This is a genomic window from Roseomonas populi, assembly GCF_024594815.1.
In the GTDB taxonomy this organism is placed as follows: Bacteria; Pseudomonadota; Alphaproteobacteria; order Acetobacterales; family Acetobacteraceae; genus Roseomonas; species Roseomonas populi.
Map to the genome: position 1 here is coordinate 79,162 of NZ_JANJOU010000021.1, position 15,823 is coordinate 94,984.

General features: G+C 69.7%; 16 protein-coding genes and 1 pseudogene. 10 read left to right on the top strand and 7 right to left on the bottom strand.

Annotation, left to right across the window (positions count from 1 at the left end):
• Positions 1-24: 24 nt before the first annotated feature.
• The 3 genes and pseudogenes from NRP21_RS20845 to NRP21_RS20855 all read right to left on the bottom strand — a co-directional run.
• Positions 25-1,260, bottom strand: a complete 1,236-nt coding sequence (locus NRP21_RS20845) for an argininosuccinate synthase (protein ID WP_257718161.1) — start codon at positions 1,258-1,260, stop codon at positions 25-27.
• Positions 1,261-1,488: 228 nt separating this feature from the next.
• Positions 1,489-2,079: a transposase gene (locus NRP21_RS20850; protein WP_257718162.1), complete on the bottom strand. Its 591-nt coding sequence runs from the start codon at positions 2,077-2,079 to the stop codon at positions 1,489-1,491.
• A gap of 63 nt (positions 2,080-2,142) precedes the next feature.
• A pseudogene (locus tag NRP21_RS20855) lies at positions 2,143-2,535 on the bottom strand (23S rRNA (adenine(2503)-C(2))-methyltransferase RlmN); the annotation flags it as partial.
• Between the two features lie 105 nt (positions 2,536-2,640).
• On the opposite strand from NRP21_RS20855, the gene NRP21_RS20860 reads away from it, so the two are divergent.
• Entirely contained in the window at positions 2,641-3,282 is a 642-nt protein-coding gene (locus NRP21_RS20860; RefSeq protein ID WP_257718163.1) for a CHRD domain-containing protein, read from the top strand.
• Positions 3,283-3,361: 79 nt separating this feature from the next.
• Here the strand turns inward: NRP21_RS20860 and rlmN are convergent, their stop codons facing one another.
• Complete coding sequence (gene rlmN, locus NRP21_RS20865) at positions 3,362-4,570, bottom strand: 23S rRNA (adenine(2503)-C(2))-methyltransferase RlmN (RefSeq protein WP_257718164.1); 1,209 nt, start codon at positions 4,568-4,570, stop codon at positions 3,362-3,364.
• A complete protein-coding gene (locus NRP21_RS20870; protein WP_257718165.1) occupies positions 4,567-5,139 on the bottom strand; it encodes an invasion associated locus B family protein in 573 nt (190 codons plus the stop codon). The genes rlmN and NRP21_RS20870 overlap by 4 nt, the downstream gene beginning before the upstream one ends.
• Before the next feature lie 140 nt (positions 5,140-5,279).
• Between NRP21_RS20870 and NRP21_RS20875 the strand changes: the two genes are divergently transcribed.
• Positions 5,280-5,645 carry an HPF/RaiA family ribosome-associated protein gene (locus NRP21_RS20875; protein ID WP_257718166.1) on the top strand — a complete coding sequence of 122 codons (366 nt, stop codon included), beginning with the start codon at positions 5,280-5,282 and terminating at the stop codon, positions 5,643-5,645.
• A gap of 87 nt (positions 5,646-5,732) precedes the next feature.
• Here NRP21_RS20875 and NRP21_RS20880 read toward each other — a convergent pair whose 3' ends face one another.
• Entirely contained in the window at positions 5,733-5,945 is a 213-nt protein-coding gene (locus NRP21_RS20880) for a hypothetical protein (protein WP_257718167.1), read from the bottom strand.
• Positions 5,946-6,031: 86 nt separating this feature from the next.
• Between NRP21_RS20880 and NRP21_RS20885 the strand changes: the two genes are divergently transcribed.
• The 4 genes from NRP21_RS20885 (at position 6,032) to NRP21_RS20900 (ending at position 10,014) form a co-directional block, all read left to right on the top strand.
• The gene (locus tag NRP21_RS20885; RefSeq protein WP_257718168.1) at positions 6,032-7,276 is read left to right on the top strand and encodes a class I SAM-dependent methyltransferase; all 1,245 of its coding nucleotides are present in this window, start codon (positions 6,032-6,034) and stop codon (positions 7,274-7,276) included.
• On the top strand, positions 7,273-7,767 hold the full coding sequence (locus NRP21_RS20890; RefSeq protein ID WP_257718169.1) for a YdcF family protein: 495 nt from the start codon (positions 7,273-7,275) through the stop codon (positions 7,765-7,767). The genes NRP21_RS20885 and NRP21_RS20890 overlap by 4 nt, the downstream gene beginning before the upstream one ends.
• Before the next feature lie 134 nt (positions 7,768-7,901).
• On the top strand, positions 7,902-8,921 hold the full coding sequence (locus NRP21_RS20895) for an amidohydrolase family protein (RefSeq protein WP_257718170.1): 1,020 nt from the start codon (positions 7,902-7,904) through the stop codon (positions 8,919-8,921).
• Positions 8,922-9,042: 121 nt separating this feature from the next.
• On the top strand, positions 9,043-10,014 hold the full coding sequence (locus NRP21_RS20900; RefSeq protein WP_257718171.1) for a Bug family tripartite tricarboxylate transporter substrate binding protein: 972 nt from the start codon (positions 9,043-9,045) through the stop codon (positions 10,012-10,014).
• Positions 10,015-10,296: 282 nt separating this feature from the next.
• On the opposite strand, the gene NRP21_RS20905 is transcribed toward NRP21_RS20900, so the two are convergent.
• On the bottom strand, positions 10,297-11,232 hold the full coding sequence (locus NRP21_RS20905; RefSeq protein ID WP_257718172.1) for a LysR family transcriptional regulator: 936 nt from the start codon (positions 11,230-11,232) through the stop codon (positions 10,297-10,299).
• Positions 11,233-11,386: 154 nt separating this feature from the next.
• Between NRP21_RS20905 and NRP21_RS20910 the strand changes: the two genes are divergently transcribed.
• Genes NRP21_RS20910 through NRP21_RS20925 form a run of 4 tightly spaced genes read left to right on the top strand, consistent with a single transcriptional unit; the run spans position 11,387 to position 15,532 of the window.
• Positions 11,387-12,427 carry an ABC transporter ATP-binding protein gene (locus tag NRP21_RS20910; RefSeq protein ID WP_257718173.1) on the top strand — a complete coding sequence of 347 codons (1,041 nt, stop codon included), beginning with the start codon at positions 11,387-11,389 and terminating at the stop codon, positions 12,425-12,427.
• Entirely contained in the window at positions 12,424-13,689 is a 1,266-nt protein-coding gene (locus NRP21_RS20915) for an ABC transporter substrate-binding protein (RefSeq protein ID WP_257718174.1), read from the top strand. Before NRP21_RS20910 ends, NRP21_RS20915 begins: the two co-directional genes overlap by 4 nt.
• A 12-nt stretch (positions 13,690-13,701) precedes the next feature.
• Positions 13,702-14,628: an ABC transporter permease gene (locus NRP21_RS20920; protein WP_257718175.1), complete on the top strand. Its 927-nt coding sequence runs from the start codon at positions 13,702-13,704 to the stop codon at positions 14,626-14,628.
• Between the two features lies 1 nt (position 14,629).
• Complete coding sequence (locus NRP21_RS20925; protein WP_257718176.1) at positions 14,630-15,532, top strand: ABC transporter permease; 903 nt, start codon at positions 14,630-14,632, stop codon at positions 15,530-15,532.
• Positions 15,533-15,823: the final 291 nt, after the last annotated feature.

Consider the following 15,823-nt stretch of genomic DNA (forward strand, 5'->3'; position numbering starts at 1 on the left):
GGGGTTGCCCCGCGGCCCGGCGCATCAGAGAGCGCCGCCCTTGCGGCCGGCCATGGCGCCGAGGCGCAGGCGCAGCGCGTTCAGCTTGATGAAGCCCTGGGCGTCGAACTGGTCGTAGGCGCCCTGGTCTTCCTCAAACGTGACGTGCTTCATCGAGTAGAGGCTGTGGGGGCTGCGGCGGCCGGTGACGATGGTGTTGCCCTTGTAGAGCTTCAGGCGGACCTCGCCTGACACGGAGGCCTGGGAGGCATCGGCCATGGCCTGGATCATGCGGCGTTCCGGGGAGAACCAGAAGCCGTTGTAGATCAGCTCCGCGTAGCGGGGCATGAGGCTGTCCTTCAGGTGGGCAGCTTCGCGATCCAGGGTGATGGATTCCATCGCGCGGTGGGCGGTGTAGAGGATGGTGCCGCCGGGGGTTTCGTAGGCGCCGCGGGACTTCATGCCGACGAAGCGATTCTCCACCAGGTCCAGGCGGCCGATCCCGTTCTCCTTGCCGAGCGTGTTCAGGCGGGTGAGCAGGGTGGCGGGAGACATGGCTTCATCGTTGATCGCGACGGCGTCGCCGCGCTCGAACCGGATGGTGATTTCCGTGACCTTGTCCGGGGCATCGACTGGGGAGACGGTGCGCTGCCAGACGATCTCGGGCGGCTCGTCCCACGGCTCCTCCAGCACCTTACCTTCGGAGCTGCTGTGGAGGAGGTTGGCATCGACGGAGAAGGGGCTTTCGCCGCGCTTGTCCTTGGCGATGGGGATCTGGTGTTCTTCCGCGAACTGGATGAGGCGGGTGCGGGAGGTGAGGTCCCATTCGCGCCAGGGGGCGATGACCTTCACGTCTGGCTTCAGGGCGTAGTAGGCGATCTCGAACCGGACCTGATCGTTGCCCTTGCCGGTGGCGCCGTGGGAGACGGCGTCTGCCCCGACCTTCTCCGCGATCTCGATCTGGCGCTGGGCGATGAGGGGGCGGGCGATGGAGGTGCCGAGGAGGTAGCAGCCCTCGTACAGCGCGTTCATGCGGAACATCGGGAAGACGAAGTCCCGCGTGAATTCCTCACGCAGGTCGTCCATGAAGATGTTCTCCTCCTTGATGCCGAGGAGGCGGGCCTTTTCCCGGGCCGGGCCGAGTTCCTCACCCTGGCCGAGATCGGCGGTGAAGGTGACGACTTCAGCGCTGTAGGTGGTTTGGAGCCATTTGAGGATGACGGAGGTGTCCAGCCCGCCGGAGTAGGCGAGGACGACCTTCTTCACGTCTTTCACGGGCATGGGAATGCGCCTTCCGCGGGAGAAATCCGGCGGGATGTGCCGCAGCGCAGCGGCCGGGGCAAGCCAGAGGCTTGCCGCAGCCGATGCGCTGCGAGCGCGGCGCGAAGCGCTGCCGCCCGTGTGGAGGCCGGGTGAGGCACCAGGGCAACGCGCAGCGTTGTCCCGCCCCACCCGCGACGCAGGACGCGGGACGGTGGGATGCTGGGCGCCGTGGCGGGGGTGGGCAGGTTACGGCCAGCCATAGCGGACCACCCGGGGCATGGATTTGCGGCCGAGCGCCGCCCTTGCGAGCCAGGCCATGGATTTGAGGTGCTGCCTTGCCGCCGCGACCGCCGCCTTCGTGGCCGCGAAGCGGGGTGGCGGGCAGCGGGCGAGCATTTCGGACAAAAGGGGATCCGGCAGGAGCCAGGGCGGGCCGTTTAGGGCGGTTCTTAGGCCCAATTTCCTGATGAGCAGGAGAAGGGGCATGCCGCCGAGGCGGGCGGCGCGGCGGGTGGCGCGGCAGATGGCGTATTCGATCTGACGCAGCGGGTGGTTGGGGGCGCAATCGGCCAGGGCTTCGAGGAGGCGGTGCCAGAGGCCGCCATGGGTGAGGCGGCGGAAGAAGCGGGCGACGGTTTGGGCGTTGCCGTAGCTGGAGGGGAGGGTTTTCCACGCATCGCCCGGTGTGTGGGCGAGGTGGAAGATGGCGTTCATGCGGTGGCGGAGATCAGCGGTGCGGCGGCCCTGGGGGGAGCGGGGGAGGACGTAGGGGAGGAGGGCGTGCCACTGGAGGTCGGTGAGGGGGGCGAAGGAGCGGGGTGGGGTGAGGGAACACATCAGAGCGGGCTCCTGCTACCGCTCTGGTTGTATAGGAAAAAATACTCTTAGTCAAGCATTCGCATAGGGCGACCCCGGCCAGGGGTTGAACGGGATGAGGTTCACCTTCACCGGCAGCCCCTGGAGCAACCGGACGAGTTCGCGGGCCTCGGCCTCGCTGTCGTTGATGCCGTCCAGCATGACGTACTCGAAGGTGATGCGGCGGGCGTTGGAGGCGCCGGGGTAGCGGTGGCAGGCCGCCACCAGCTCTTCGATGGGGTATTTGCGGTTGAGGGGGACGATCTCGTCCCGCAGCTCGTTGGCGACGGCGTGGAGGGAGACGGCGAGGTTGACGCCGAGCTCGGCGCCAACTCCGGAAAGGGCTTCGGGCAGGGCGCGTCCCATGAGGAAGATGAACGGATCGGAGCCAAGAGCGCCGCCCCCCACTCGCGAAACCGTGTCGCCCACCCCACCCCCGGCTCCCCCTATCGTCACGAATCCGGAACGGCTCCGCCCCCCGGCCAAGCCCGTCCGGACGGATCGTCCAGCAACGGACGACCACGCCAAGGGAGGACACTGCCCATGCGTCTTCGTCCTTTGCTCGCTGCCCTGCCGCTCACCTTGCTCCTGGCAGGCCAGGCCCATGCAGGGCTGCTGTTCAGCGCCACGCTGACCAACTCGCAGGAGGTTCCGCCGACGGTGCCGACCACCACCACCGGCGCCCCGCGGCCGACCTCCTTCGGGACGGCCACGCTTGAGCTGAACGACGCGCAGACCGCGCTGACGATGCAGATGTCGGTCTCCAACATCGACTTCACGGGGTCGCAGACGACCGATGTGAACGACAACCTGACGGTGGCGCATATCCACGCGGCGGCCCCGCCCGGGGCGACGGCGGGCGTGGTGTGGGGGTTCATCGGGACGCCGTTCAACGACACCAACCCGACGGACACGATCGTGACGGCCCTGGTGAACGGGGTGGGCGGGACCGTCACGACCAAGTGGGACCTGACGGAGGGGAACAACACGACGCTGGCGGCGCAGCTGCCGAACATCCTGGCGGGGCTGGCCTACATCAACTTCCACACGGTGCAGTTCGCCAGCGGGGAGATCCGCGGGCAGATCGTGCGCGTGCCGGAGCCGGCCTCGCTGGGGTTGCTGGCCGTTGGGCTGGTGGGGCTGGTCGGGGCCTCGCGCGCGCGGCGGCGGGCCGGGGCGGGCTGAGGCCCGGCCGGGACGGCTGCGGAGTTCTTACAGGGGAGAGAGGGGGCAGGGGGAGATCCGTTCTCCCCCTGCTCTCGTTTCAGGCGGCCGGGGCGGCCTTCCTCTGGCGCTCGCTCTCGGTCTTCAGCTGGCCGCAGGCGGCCATAATGTCCTTGCCGCGGGGGCGGCGGACGGGGGAGGCGTAGCCGGCATCGTTGAGGATGTTGGCGAAGCGCTCGATCTGGGCGCGCTTGGAGGTGGCGTAGGGGGAGCCGGGCCAGGGGTTGAACGGGATGAGGTTCACCTTCGCGGGGAGGCCGTGGAGGAGGCGGACGAGCTCGCGGGCCTCGGCCTCGCTGTCGTTGATGCCGTCCAGCATGACGTACTCGAAGGTGATGCGGCGGGCGTTGGAGGCGCCGGGGTAGCGGTGGCAGGCCGCCATCAGCTCTTCGATGGGGTATTTGCGGTTGAGGGGGACGATCTCGTCCCGCAGCTCGTTGGTGACGGCGTGGAGGGAGACGGCGAGGTTGACGCCGAGCTCGGCGCCGGCGCGGTCCATCATGGGGACGACGCCGCTCGTGCTGAGGGTGATGCGGCGGCGGGAGAGGGCGATGCCCTCGCCGTCCATGACGATCTTCAGGGCCTGGGCGAGGTTCTCGTAATTGTATAGGGGTTCGCCCATGCCCATGACGACGATGTTGGAGACGAGGCGGCGCTCGTCATTGGGCGTGGGCCATTCGCCGTAGCTGTCGCGGGCGGCCATGAACTGGCCGACGATCTCGCCCGGGGAGAGGTTGCGGACGAGCTTCTGGGTGCCGGTGTGGCAGAAGCGGCAGGAGAGGGTGCAGCCGACCTGGGTGGAGATGCAGACGGCGCCGCGGTCGTCATCGGGGATGTAGACGGTTTCGACCTGCTGGCGGTCCCGCATCTGGAGGAGCCATTTGCGGGTGCCGTCGGTGCTGGTCTGTTCCGTGGTGACGGTGGGGCGGCCGATGGTGAAGTGTTCCGCTAGCTTGGCCTGGAGGGGCTTGGCGATGCTGGACATGGCCGCGAAGTCGCGGGTGCCCTGGTGGTAGATCCAGTGCCAGATCTGCTTGGCGCGGAAGGGCTTCTCGCCGATTTCGGCCACGGCCTGCGCGAGTTCCTCCCGCGAGAGGCCGACGAGGTCGCGGCGGCCGCTCTCGTCCACCTGCGCCGGGGGGGCGAAGAGGGCGGACTTGGCGAGGATGCGGGTGCGCTCGGCCTCCGTGAGGGAGGCCGTGGCCGTGAGGGGGGCGGGCGCGGGGATGGTCGGCGTTTCGGCGTTCATCGGCGGGAGGAGGATCCGGGGGGGCACTCCTTCGAGATCGCCTCGTAGGCGGCGGTGAAGCCGCTGAGGGGGAAGGTCTCGGTGGTGCTGCGGTTGTTCGGGGCGGGGGACTTGGCGACGGCGTCGCGGCCGTTGCGGAAGGCGGCGACGGTGGCGCGGCCGTCGCGGGCGAAGGCGTTCTCGCCGGAGGTGTAGAAGTCCAGGTCGTTGTTGCCGACGTCCACCTTGACCTCGGCGTTGCGCGGGAAGGCGCGGCCGATGCGGAGCGAGACCTGGTCGCGGCCCTGGGCGCGGTGGGTGACGGTGAGGAGGGTGTTGTTGCGGCCCTCCATGCGGGTGAAGGCGTAGCAGACCTTGCCGCTGGCTTCCGTGTGGGTGGCGGCGGTCCACTCCCCGAAGGTGCCGAGGCGCTGGGGGCTGTTGCCGGACTGGCTGCCCGCTTGGCCGCCCGACTGGGCTGGCTGTTCCGCGGCCGGGGCCTGGCGTGCGCCGCGCTGGGCGGTGGCCGGGGTGGCGAGAGCCAGGGCCGCGAGGGCGGCGAGCGCGAGGGCGGGGGCGTGGCGGATCATGGCCCCGGAGATAGTCCTCCATTGGGGGCGGCTTCAACCGCCCATCCCGCATGGGGGCGGTCATCTTCGCGCGGGGGACAACGCGGGGCGGGGTGGGGCGTTCTTCCCGTTCTACCGAATGAAGTCAGGAGGATTGTGGCATGGCGGCACCGGCGGATGTGACGAACGAGGGCCGGATCATCGTCTCAGGCCATCAGATGGAGTTGGGCGAGGCGTTGCGGGCGCATGCGACGGAGCAGGCTTCCCGTCTTTCCGACAAGTATTTCGACGGGGCGGAGGACATCACCGTGACCTTTTCCCCCGGCGGGAAGGGGGCGGGGTTCGGGTGCAACATCCGGGTCCATGCGGCGCGCGGGCTGTTCTTCGACGGGCATGGGGAGCACGCCGACAACGCCTACACGGCGTTCTCCACGGCGCTGGAGCGGGTGGCCAAGCAGTTGCGGCGGCAGAAGCGGGCGATGCGGGAGGACAAGCCGGTGAACGCGACGAAGGAGGGGCTGCTTTAGGGCGGCCCGGCCCGGCCCGCCCGCGCGGGCCGTGGTGCTTTGGGCTGCGGGCTGAACTGCCGCGGCGGTCCGCCCGGGGGCGCGGCGTCAGAGGTGGCGGCCGCGCTCCATGATCTCGAGGGCGTATTCCCGGTAGGTCATGCCGAGGGCTTCGGCGCGGGCGAGGCGGCGGAGTGCGATCTCGCGGGGCGGAGTTTTCCATGCCTTCCTGTGGGCTTGGCGCCAGAGGAGGAGGCGGGCGGTGGCGCCTGGAGCTTCCTCCAGGGGCGGGCCGCCGTTGTGGCCGATGCCGGGGAGCATGGGAGGGGCCTTTCCGGTTGGCCCAGGGCCATGCAAGGGCGGGGCCGGGCTTTCGCGGGTGGGGCGGGGGCCTTATTCCCGGGGGCATGAGCGATGCGACCGATGCCCAGCTTGCCGCGCAGTACGAGGCGCTGCCCTATCCGGCGCGGGATCCTCGGGATGAGGCGCGCCGGCTGATCGTGGGGAGCCCTTCGCACCTGGCGGAGGTGGACCACTGGGTGTTCGGGGCGCGGCGGGCGGCTTCCCTGCCGTTGCGGGCGCTGGTGGCGGGCGGGGGCACCGGGGACGGGGCGGTCATGCTGGCGCAGCAGATGGCCTGGGCGGGGCGGCCGGGGGAGGTTGTCTGGCTCGATCGGTCCGGGGCGGCGCGGAAGGTGGCGGAGGCGCGGGCGGCGGCGCGGGGGCTTTCCAACATCCGGTTCGTGGAGGGGTCGATCCTCGACATGCCCGCCGATCTCGGGACCTTCGACTATGTGGATTGCTGCGGGGTGCTGCACCACCTGCCGGACCCGGATGCCGGGCTGCGGAACCTTGCCGGGGTGCTGAACCCCGGGGGCGGGATGGGGATCATGGTCTATGCGCCGCACGGGCGCACGGGCGTGTACATGCTGCAGGAGGCGCTGCGGCGGATTGCGCCCCCTTCCGAGACGCCGGCGGCGCGGGTGGACATCGCCAAGCGGGTGATGCGGCATCTGCCGGAAACGGCGTGGATGCGGAAGAACCCTTGGATCACGGATCATCTGCCGCTGCCTCAGGGCGGGGGAGATCCGGGGTTGTATGATCTGCTGCTGAACCCTCGGGACCAGGCCTATACGGTGCCGCAGCTGGTGGAGCTGGTGACGGGGGCTGGGATGCGGATCGCCTGCCTGGTGGAGCCGCTTCGGTATGATCCTGATCCCCTGCTGCCGGATCCGAAGCTGCGGGCACGGACGGCGGGGATGTCCATGATCGAGCGGGCGGCGCTGGCGGAGGCGCTGGCAGGGAATATGGGGATTCATATCGCCTACCTGGCGCGGGCGGCGGATCCGGAGGTTCGGGCGGACTGGGACGCGCCGGGGGCGGTGCCGGTGCTGCGGAGCGGGACGGGGGCGGAATGGGCCAAGGGCATCCGCAACGGGGGGCTACCCGTGACCTTTGATGGGTTGCGGGTGGTGCTGCCGATGCCGCCGCTGGCAGGGGCGATCCTCAACCGGGTGGACGGGAAGAGGACCGTGGCGGAGGTGGTGGCCGATGTGCCGGCCCCCGCCGCGCAGGCGGCGCGGGACTTCGCGGCCCTGCGAGCGGCGATGGAGCCGATGAACCGGCTGCTGCTGGCGGCGCCCTCCGCTTGAGCGGGCAGGCGATCGTTATCTTCGGGGCGGCGGTGCGGCAGGATTCGCGGCCGAGCGAGACCATGCGGCGGCGGGTGACGGCGGCGGTGGAACTGGGGGAGCGGCTGGGCGGGGAAGCGCGGTTCATCCCGACCGGCGGGCAGGGGCGGCACGGGCCGACCGAGTCCAGCGTGATGGCGAAGCTGCTGCGGGACTGGGGGATCGACCCCGCGCGCATCGAGGAGGAGCCGACGGGGACGGACACGCTCTCCTCCGCCCGGGCGGTGGCGCGGATGCTGCGGGGATGGGAGGGGACGGTGCATCCCGTGTCCTCCGGGTACCATCTGCCGCGTTGCGCGGCGGTGCTGCGGCTGCTGGGCCTGCGCCTGGGGCGCGGGGCGGCGGCGAAGGCGGGGCCGGGGTTCTCCGAATGGCGCTGGCGGCTGCGGGAGATGCCGGCGCTGCCCTATGACGCGGCGCTTGCTGTCTGGTGGCGGGCCAGGGGCGGGTAGGCTGTCCGGCCCTGCCGCGACAGCGGCCGGCGGGCGGAGCTGTAAGCGGGACTTATGGCAAGGCGCGGCAAAGCGTTCTGGCGGGGGCGGGAGAGGCGGCGGGATAAGGGGCGCGACGCGGGAGGAACCGGGCCATGCGCTACATCGACGCCTTCAACCACTTCTTTCCCAAGGCGATCTGGGAGCGGATGCTCGCCTCCGAGGGTGCTGCGCGGGACATCGGGAGCCGGATGCGCGGCATTCCCGCGATCTACGACCTGGACGAGCGCTTCCGGGTGATGGACCAGTTCGGGCACCACGATTACTCGCAGGTGATCTCCCTGGGCATGCCGCCTTTGGAGGCGCTGGGGACGCCGGAGGAGTCGCTGGAGTTGGCGCGGCTGGGCAATGACGGCATGGCCGAGCTGGTGCGCGACTATCCCGACCGCTTCGCGGGCTTCGTCGCCTCCCTGCCCATGAACGCGCCGGAGCTGGCGGTGCGGGAAGCGGAGCGGGCCTTCACGGAGCTGGGCGCGAACGGGCTGCAGATCCACAGCAACGTCAACGGCGCGCCGCTGGACGAGGAGCGGTTCTTCCCGATCTTCGAGGCGGCGGCGCGGCACGGGAAGCCGGTGCTGCTGCATCCCTCCCGCGGGTCCAGCATGCCGGACTACGCGACGGAGGATAAGTCCCGCTACGAGATCTGGTGGACCTTTGGCTGGCCCTACGAGACGAGCGCGGCGATGGCGCGGCTGGTCTTCTCCGGCTTCATGGACCGGCTGCCGAAGCTGAAGGTGCTGGCGCACCACCTCGGCGCCATGGTGCCGTACTTCGAAGGGCGCGTGGGGCCGGGCTGGGACCAGCTGGGCAAGCGCACCACGGATGAGGACCTGAGCGGGGTGCTGAAGCGGCTGAAGCGCCGCCCGGCGGAGTATTTCAAGGACTTCTACGCGGATACGGCCGTGTTCGGGTCCCGGCCCGCGACGATCTGCGGGCTGGAGTACTACGGGGAGGACAAGGTTCTGTTCGCCTCGGACTCGCCCTTCGATCCCGAGCGGGGGCCGGGCTACATCCGCGACACCATCGCCATCCTGGAATCCCTCGACCTCTCACAGGAGGCCCGGGACAAGATCAGCTTCCGCAACGCGCAGGCGCTGTTCGGCCTGACGCGCTGACTTCGGCGCGCTGACCCTGGCGCGCTGACCCCGACGTGCTGACCCCGACGTGCTGACCGTGGCGCGCTGATCGGCGCCGCCCCGGCGGGCACCCGGAAGAACGAGAATGGAGGAAGCGGAGATGGTCACCCGCAGGCGGTTCCTCGCCACGGCCTCTCTCCTGCCGGTGGCGGCGCCCAGGGCGGGGGCGCAGCAGCGCCTGCCGGACGGGCCGGTGAGCCTTGTCGTGCCCTACACGCCGGGGACCGGGCACGACATCCTGGCGCGGCTGCTCTCGCCCTACCTGTCCGGGAGGCTCGGGCAGGCGGTGGTGGTGGACAACCGCGCGGGGGCGAGCGGGAACATCGGCAGCCAGGCGGTGGCGCGGGCCGCGCCGGACGGGCGCATGCTGATGATGCAGGGCAATGCTTTCGTCATCAATCCGAGCCTATTCCAGCAGGTACCCTACGACCCCGTGGGCAGCTTCGCGCCGATCATCAAGATGACCACCGCCGAGCTGGCCCTGGCGGTGCAGCCGGACTTTCCGGCGCGGGACGTGAGGGGCGTGGTGGAGTACGCACGGGCCAACCCCGGGCGGGTGGACTACGCATCCCCGGGGAACGGGACGCCGCAGCACCTCTCCATGGCACTGTTCGCGCTGACGGCGGGGCTGGAGCTGAACCACGTGCCTTATCGCGGTTCCGCGCCCGCCGTGCAGGACCTGATCGGCAGGCGCGTGGGCATGATGTTCCTGCCCGTGCACACCGCATTGCCCCTGGCCCAGGCCGGGCAGATCCGCATGCTGGCCGTGGGCGGCGCGGCGCGGGCCGCAGCGGCGCCCGACCTGCCGACCATCGCCGAGGCCGGGCTGGCCATGCCGCCGGTGGGGCTGTGGTACGGGCTGCTTGGGCCTGCGGGGATGCCAGGGGAGCTGGTGTCCCGGTTGAATGCCGACTGCAACGCCTGGCTGGCGGAGCCGGCGACGCGCACGGCGCTGCAGGCGCAGGGGATGGTCGCGGCCGGGGGGACGCCTGAGGCCTTTGCGCGGCTGATCGGGGACGACCTGCGGCGGTGGGAGCGGGTGATCCGGGAGGCGAAGATCAGCGCGGCGTGAGGCGAGGCTTCTGCGCTGTCCGGGACCAGGGGGCTTTGCCCCCTGGAACCCCCACCAAGGGCCTGAGGCCCCTGGACCCCCGTCTGGCTGCCGCGGGGACGGACTTGCGCTGTTGTTCTTCGTGAAGGGCCCCTTTCCTACCCTTGCAGTCGCCTAAGGTCGTCGACCTCAGGCGCACCGACAGCCGGGTGATTCCAACTCGAAAAAAAGATGATGGTGAGGGGTCCGGGGAGAGGAAGAATTCCTTCTTCCTCTCCCTGGCCATCGACCGCCATGGCCGGGTCAGTGATGAACGCCGGGCGAGCGCCATCCGTAGGTGCCGTCCGCGATCTTGCGTTGGGCGATGGAGCGGACGAGGCCGAGGAGTTGCAGGGCCATGGTGCTGGGCAGGGTGCGCCGGATGGCGAGGGAGAGGGTGCGGTGGATGGCGGGGGCGGTGATGCGCCGGGCGCCCATCAGGCCCCCGGCGATCTCCTCCATGAAAAGGCCGTAGGGGACGATGGTGCAGTGGGTGCGGCGCATGACGAGGGCGCGCTTCACCTCGGCCGGTTCCACGTCCAGGCCGATGTTGAGGCGGATGCCGGCGGTCGAGGCGGCGGCCTCAATGATGCGGCGGGCGCCGTGGAAGCGGTGGTCCAGGACGAGGGGGAGGCTTGCCGTTTCCGCGAGGGGGATGGGGCCGGCGGTGCGATCCACGAGGTCGGGGGTGCCAACGAGGAAGAGGTCTTCCTCGTAGAGGGGGTGAATGTTCAGGGTCTCGTGCGGTTCGGGATCGTAGCAGAAGGCGGCGGCGAGCTCATGGCCGGCGAGGAGGTTGCGGCGGTGGTCGTCCGAGAGGCCGTGGCGGAGGTGGAGGCGTAGGTCGGGGAGGCGGGCGGCGGCTTCGGTGAGCAGGTCGGGGACGAGGGTTCGGCCGGAGGTGGGAGTGAATCCGAGGGCGACCTGCATCTCCGTGCGGCCGATGAAGGGGTGCACGGCGGCGCGGGCGCGGTCCACGGCGGAGAGGACGGCGCGGGCTTCGGTGAGGAAGGCCTGGCCGGCGGGGGTGAGGGCGACGCCGCGGGAGTGGCGATCCAGCAGGCGGGTGCCGAGCTGGGCTTCGAGGTTGCGGACATGGCCGCCGAGGGCGGGCTGGGAGAGGTTCAGGATGGCGGCGGCGGCGGTGAAGCTGCCGGCTTCGGCGACGGCGACGAGGCACCGGATCTGCTGCAGCAGCATGGCCCGCGATGCGTCCTGTCGCTCTCTCCCTTGGCGCGGACGCTAGTCCCGTGACCGGGGAGGGGCAAGCGGCGGGGGATGGTTTCGCTTCCCGTGGCATGGGCCTTGCGTAGCTTCCGCGGAACGGGCGGTGGCCCGGGGGAAGCGGGGGCGGATGCGCGGGGCCAGCGTTGAACTGATCCAGGTCAGCAAGCGCTACGGGGCGGCCCTGGCGGTGGACTCGATCGACCTGAAGGTGCCGGCGGGGTCGTATTGCTGCCTTCTCGGGCCCTCCGGCTGCGGGAAGACGACGACGCTGCGGATGATCGCCGGGCACGAGACGGCGAGCGACGGCAATATCCTGATCGGGCCGCGCGAGGTGGGGCACCTGCCGCCGGCGGGGCGCGGGACGGCGATGATGTTCCAGTCCTACGCGCTGTTCCCGCACCTGGACTGCCTGGACAACGTGGCCTTCGGGCCGCGGATGCGCGGCGTGGACAAGGCGACGCGGCGCAGGCGGGCGATGGAGATGCTCTCGCTGGTGCGGATGGAGGGCTATGCCTCGCGGTTGCCGGCGCAGCTCTCGGGCGGGCAGCAGCAGCGCGTGGCGCTGGCGCGCGCGCTGGTGACGGAGCCTTCGGTGCTGTTGCTGGACGAGCCGCTCTCGGCGCTGGATCCGTTCCTGCGGGTACAGGTGCGGGCGGAGCTGAAGCGGCTGCAGACGGAGCTGGGGATCACCTTCATCCATGTCACGCACAGCCAGGAGGAGGCGATGGCGCTCTCCGACCTGGTGGTGGTGATGAACGGGGGGCGGATCGAGCAGGCGGCCGAGCCGCGCGAGGTGTTCTCCCGGCCGGGGACGGCCTTCGTGGCGCGCTTCATCGGCGGGCACAACGTGATCGCCTTGCCGCGCGGCGGCACGGTGGCGGTGCGGGTGGACCGGATGCGGCTCTCGGCCGGGGCGGAGGCGGACGGGCTGCCGGCGCGGGTGGAGACGGTGGAGTACCAGGGCAGCTTCGTGCAGCTGCGGCTGGTGCCGCTGGATGCGGCGCGGGCGCCCGAGGTGTTCGCGGCGCTGCCGGACAACAGCTTCGCCGCCCAGCCTTTCGCGGTGGGCGACATCGTGACCGCGCGCTGGCGCAGGGGCGATGCCCATCCGCTGAGTGATGGACAACCGCCGGCGGGTAGGCCGGCCCTGGAGGAGATCTCGCCATGACGGGAATGAATCGTCGCGGGCTGCTGCGCGCCGGCGCGGGGCTGGCGGTTGCGGGGGCGGCGACCGGGTTGGCGGCGCCAGCGGTGCACGCGCAGGAGCCGGTGACGCTGCGCTACCTGGGCACGGCGGTGAACCAGAGCGCCGAGATCGCGGCGAAGGTGAAGCAGGACCTGGGGATCACCATCGAGTACGTCCCGGTGGTGACGGACGACGTGATCCGGCGCGCGGTGACGCAGCCGAACACCTTCGACCTGCTGGACATGGAGTATTTCTCGGTCAAGCGCGTGCTGCCCTCGGGCAACCTGCAGGGGATCGAGGCGCGGCGGATCAAGCTGTTCGACAAGATCACGCCGGTGTTCACGCGCGGCGTGACGGCGGGCGGCAAGACGCTGGGCGAGCAGGGGACGGCGCCGAAGAAGGTGCAGTTCATCAACGGGCGCGGCAGCAAGGACCTGGCGACATCCCCGACCGAGTGGATGACGCTGATCCCGACGACCTACAACGCGGACACGCTGGGGATCCGGCCGGACCTGATCGGGCGGCCGATCGAGAGCTGGGCGGAGCTGCTGAACCCGCAGTTCAAGGGGAAGGCCTCCATCCTCAACATCCCGTCCATCGGCATCATGGACGCGGCGATGGTGATGGAGGCGACGGGGCAATATAAGTACCCGGACAAGGGGAACATGAGCCGGGCGGAGATCGACCGCACCATGGCCATGCTGACGGAGGCGAAGAAGGCCGGGCAGTTCCGGGCCTTCTGGTCCGACTTCAACGAGAGCGTGAACCTGATGGCCTCCGGCGAGACGGTCATCCAGTCCATGTGGTCGCCTGCGGTGACGAAGGTGCGTTCGCAGGGGGTGGCCTGCACGTACCAGCCGCTGAAGGAAGGGTACCGGGCCTGGGCGTCCGGTTTCGGCATGCCGCGCACGCTGGACGGGCGGAAGCTGGATGCGGCCTATGAGTTCATCAACTGGTTCCTCTCGGGCTGGGCGGGGGCCTTCCTGAACCGGCAGGGGTACTACTCGGCGGTGCTGGAGACGGCGCAGGCGAACATGCAGCCCTATGAGTGGGCGTACTGGATGGAAGGGAAGCCGGCGGAGCAGGACATCAAGGCGCCGGACGGGGCCTTGCTGGAAAAGGCGGGGACGGTGCGCGACGGCGGGTCCTACGAGCAGCGGATGGGTGGGGTGGCCTGCTGGAACGCGGTGATGGATGAGAACACCTATCTCATCCGGAAGTGGAACGAGTTCATTGCTGCCTGAGGGGGCGGCCTGATGATGGACGGGGGCGGCGTGCCGGTGGTGGTTGATGGCTTGCGCGCCGCGCCCCGGCGATCGCGGGGGGCGGCGTATTGGCAGGCGGCGCCCTTCGCGATCGTGTTCCTGCTGTTCTTCATCGTGCCGCTGTGCCTGACAGTGGCGGTCTCGTTCTGGCACTACGATGAGTACAGTTTGCAGCCGGGCTTCACCTTCGAGAACTATCAGGAGGTGTTTGACGGCTGCATCGCGAAGCTGCCGAGCCTTTGCGTGACCTTTGCGACGTACTTGTCCACGTTGCGCTTCGCGCTGATGGCCTGGGCCTGCACGCTCGTGCTGGGGTTCGGGATTGCCTACTTCCTGGCCTTTCATGTGCGGACGGTGCCGATGCAGATGGCGCTGTTCCTGATCTGCACGGTGCCGTTCTGGACGTCCAACATCATCCGGATGGTGGCCTGGGTGCCCTTGCTGGGGCGGAACGGGCTGGTGAACCAGGGGCTGCAGGCGCTGGGGGTGACGGATGCGCCGCTGGACTGGCTTCTCTATTCGGAGTTCTCGGTCGTTCTGGCCTTCGTGCACCTCTACACGCTGTTCATGATGGTGCCGATCTTCAACTCGATGGCGCGGATCGACCGGTCGCTGATCGAGGCGGCGCGGGATGCGGGGGCATCCGGGTGGCAGACGCTGTGGAACGTGGTGATCCCGCTTTGCAAGCCGGGGATCGTGATCGGGTCCATCTTCGTGCTGACGATCGTGATGGGGGATTTCGTCACGGTGGGGATCATGGGGGGGCAGCAGATCGCCTCCATCGGGAAGGTGATCCAGGTGCAGATGAGCTACCTGCAGTTTCCGATCGCGGCGGCCAATGCGGTGGTGCTGCTGGGGATCGTGCTGCTGATGATCTGGGCGCTGACGCGGCTGGTCGATATCCGGCGGGAGCTGTGACGTGAACCGGCCCCGAACAGGAAAGGGTGGGGAGAGGCGGCCGGCGGCGTTCTGGTGGCTGGCGGCGCTGTTCGCGGCGTTCGTGCTGTTCCTCTACGGGCCGATCCTGGCCATCGTGGTGCTGTCGTTCCAGGGGCCGTCCGGCGGGCTGACCTTTCCGATGAACGGGGTGTCCACCTTCTGGTTCTCCAAGCTCTGGCAGGGCGTGGGGGTGGTGGATATCTGGGCGGCCTTCGGGCGGTCCCTGCGGCTGGGCGCGGTGGTGATGGTGCTGACGGTGCTGCTGGCGCTGCCAGCGGGGTTAGCGTTCCGCAAGAGGTTCGCCGGGCAGTCGGCGCTGTTCTATGTCGCGGTGGCGAGTTTGATCGTGCCTTCGATCGTAGTGTCGCTCGGGATCGGGTTGGGGTTCCGGATCGTGGACGATGCGGTGAAGGCGGTGGTCGAGGCGACGGGGTGGGGGTTCCTGCAGGGGTATGAGACGGCGGCGGGGCTGTATTCCTCGGCGCTGGGGGCGCACCTGACCTGGACGCTGCCGTTTGGGCTGCTGATCCTGTTTGCCGTCTTCAATCGCTTCAATCCGGCCTATGAGGAGGCGGCGCGGGACCTGGGGGCCTCGCCCTGGCGGACGCTGCGGCATGTGGTGCTGCCGATCATCGCGCCTTCCCTGGTGGGTGTGGCGCTGTTCGGGTTCACGCTGTCCTGGGACGAGGTGGCGCGGACGAGCCAGGCGATCGGGGGGCGGAACACGCTGCCGCTGGAACTGCAGGGGCTGACGACGACGGTGACGACGCCGGAGATCTACGCGCTGGGGACGGTGACGACGGGGATGTCGCTGGTCGTCATCGCGATCGCGATCGGGGGTGTGGTGGTGCTGCGGCGGCGAAGGGCTGCGGCGGGGGGATAGTGTTCGGGAGGCGTTGCCTCCCGTGCCCTCGGGACGAACGCTTCGCGTTCGCCCGGACCAGGGGAAGAAGGAATTCTTCCCCATCGAAGGCAGTGCCTTCGATCCCATCATCTTTTTCTTCGAGTTGGGGCTGGGGAACGTGTTGCGCGCCGAGGCTCTTGGAGCCTCGGCGAAACCCCTGGGCCGCATTCCCCGGCAGTCTTGAAAAAGAAGATGAGGGGTGGGGTCCGGGGAGGGGAGAATTCCTTATCCCCTCCCTGGCCGTTTTCAGCCGTTGCGCCTGGCGTGGGC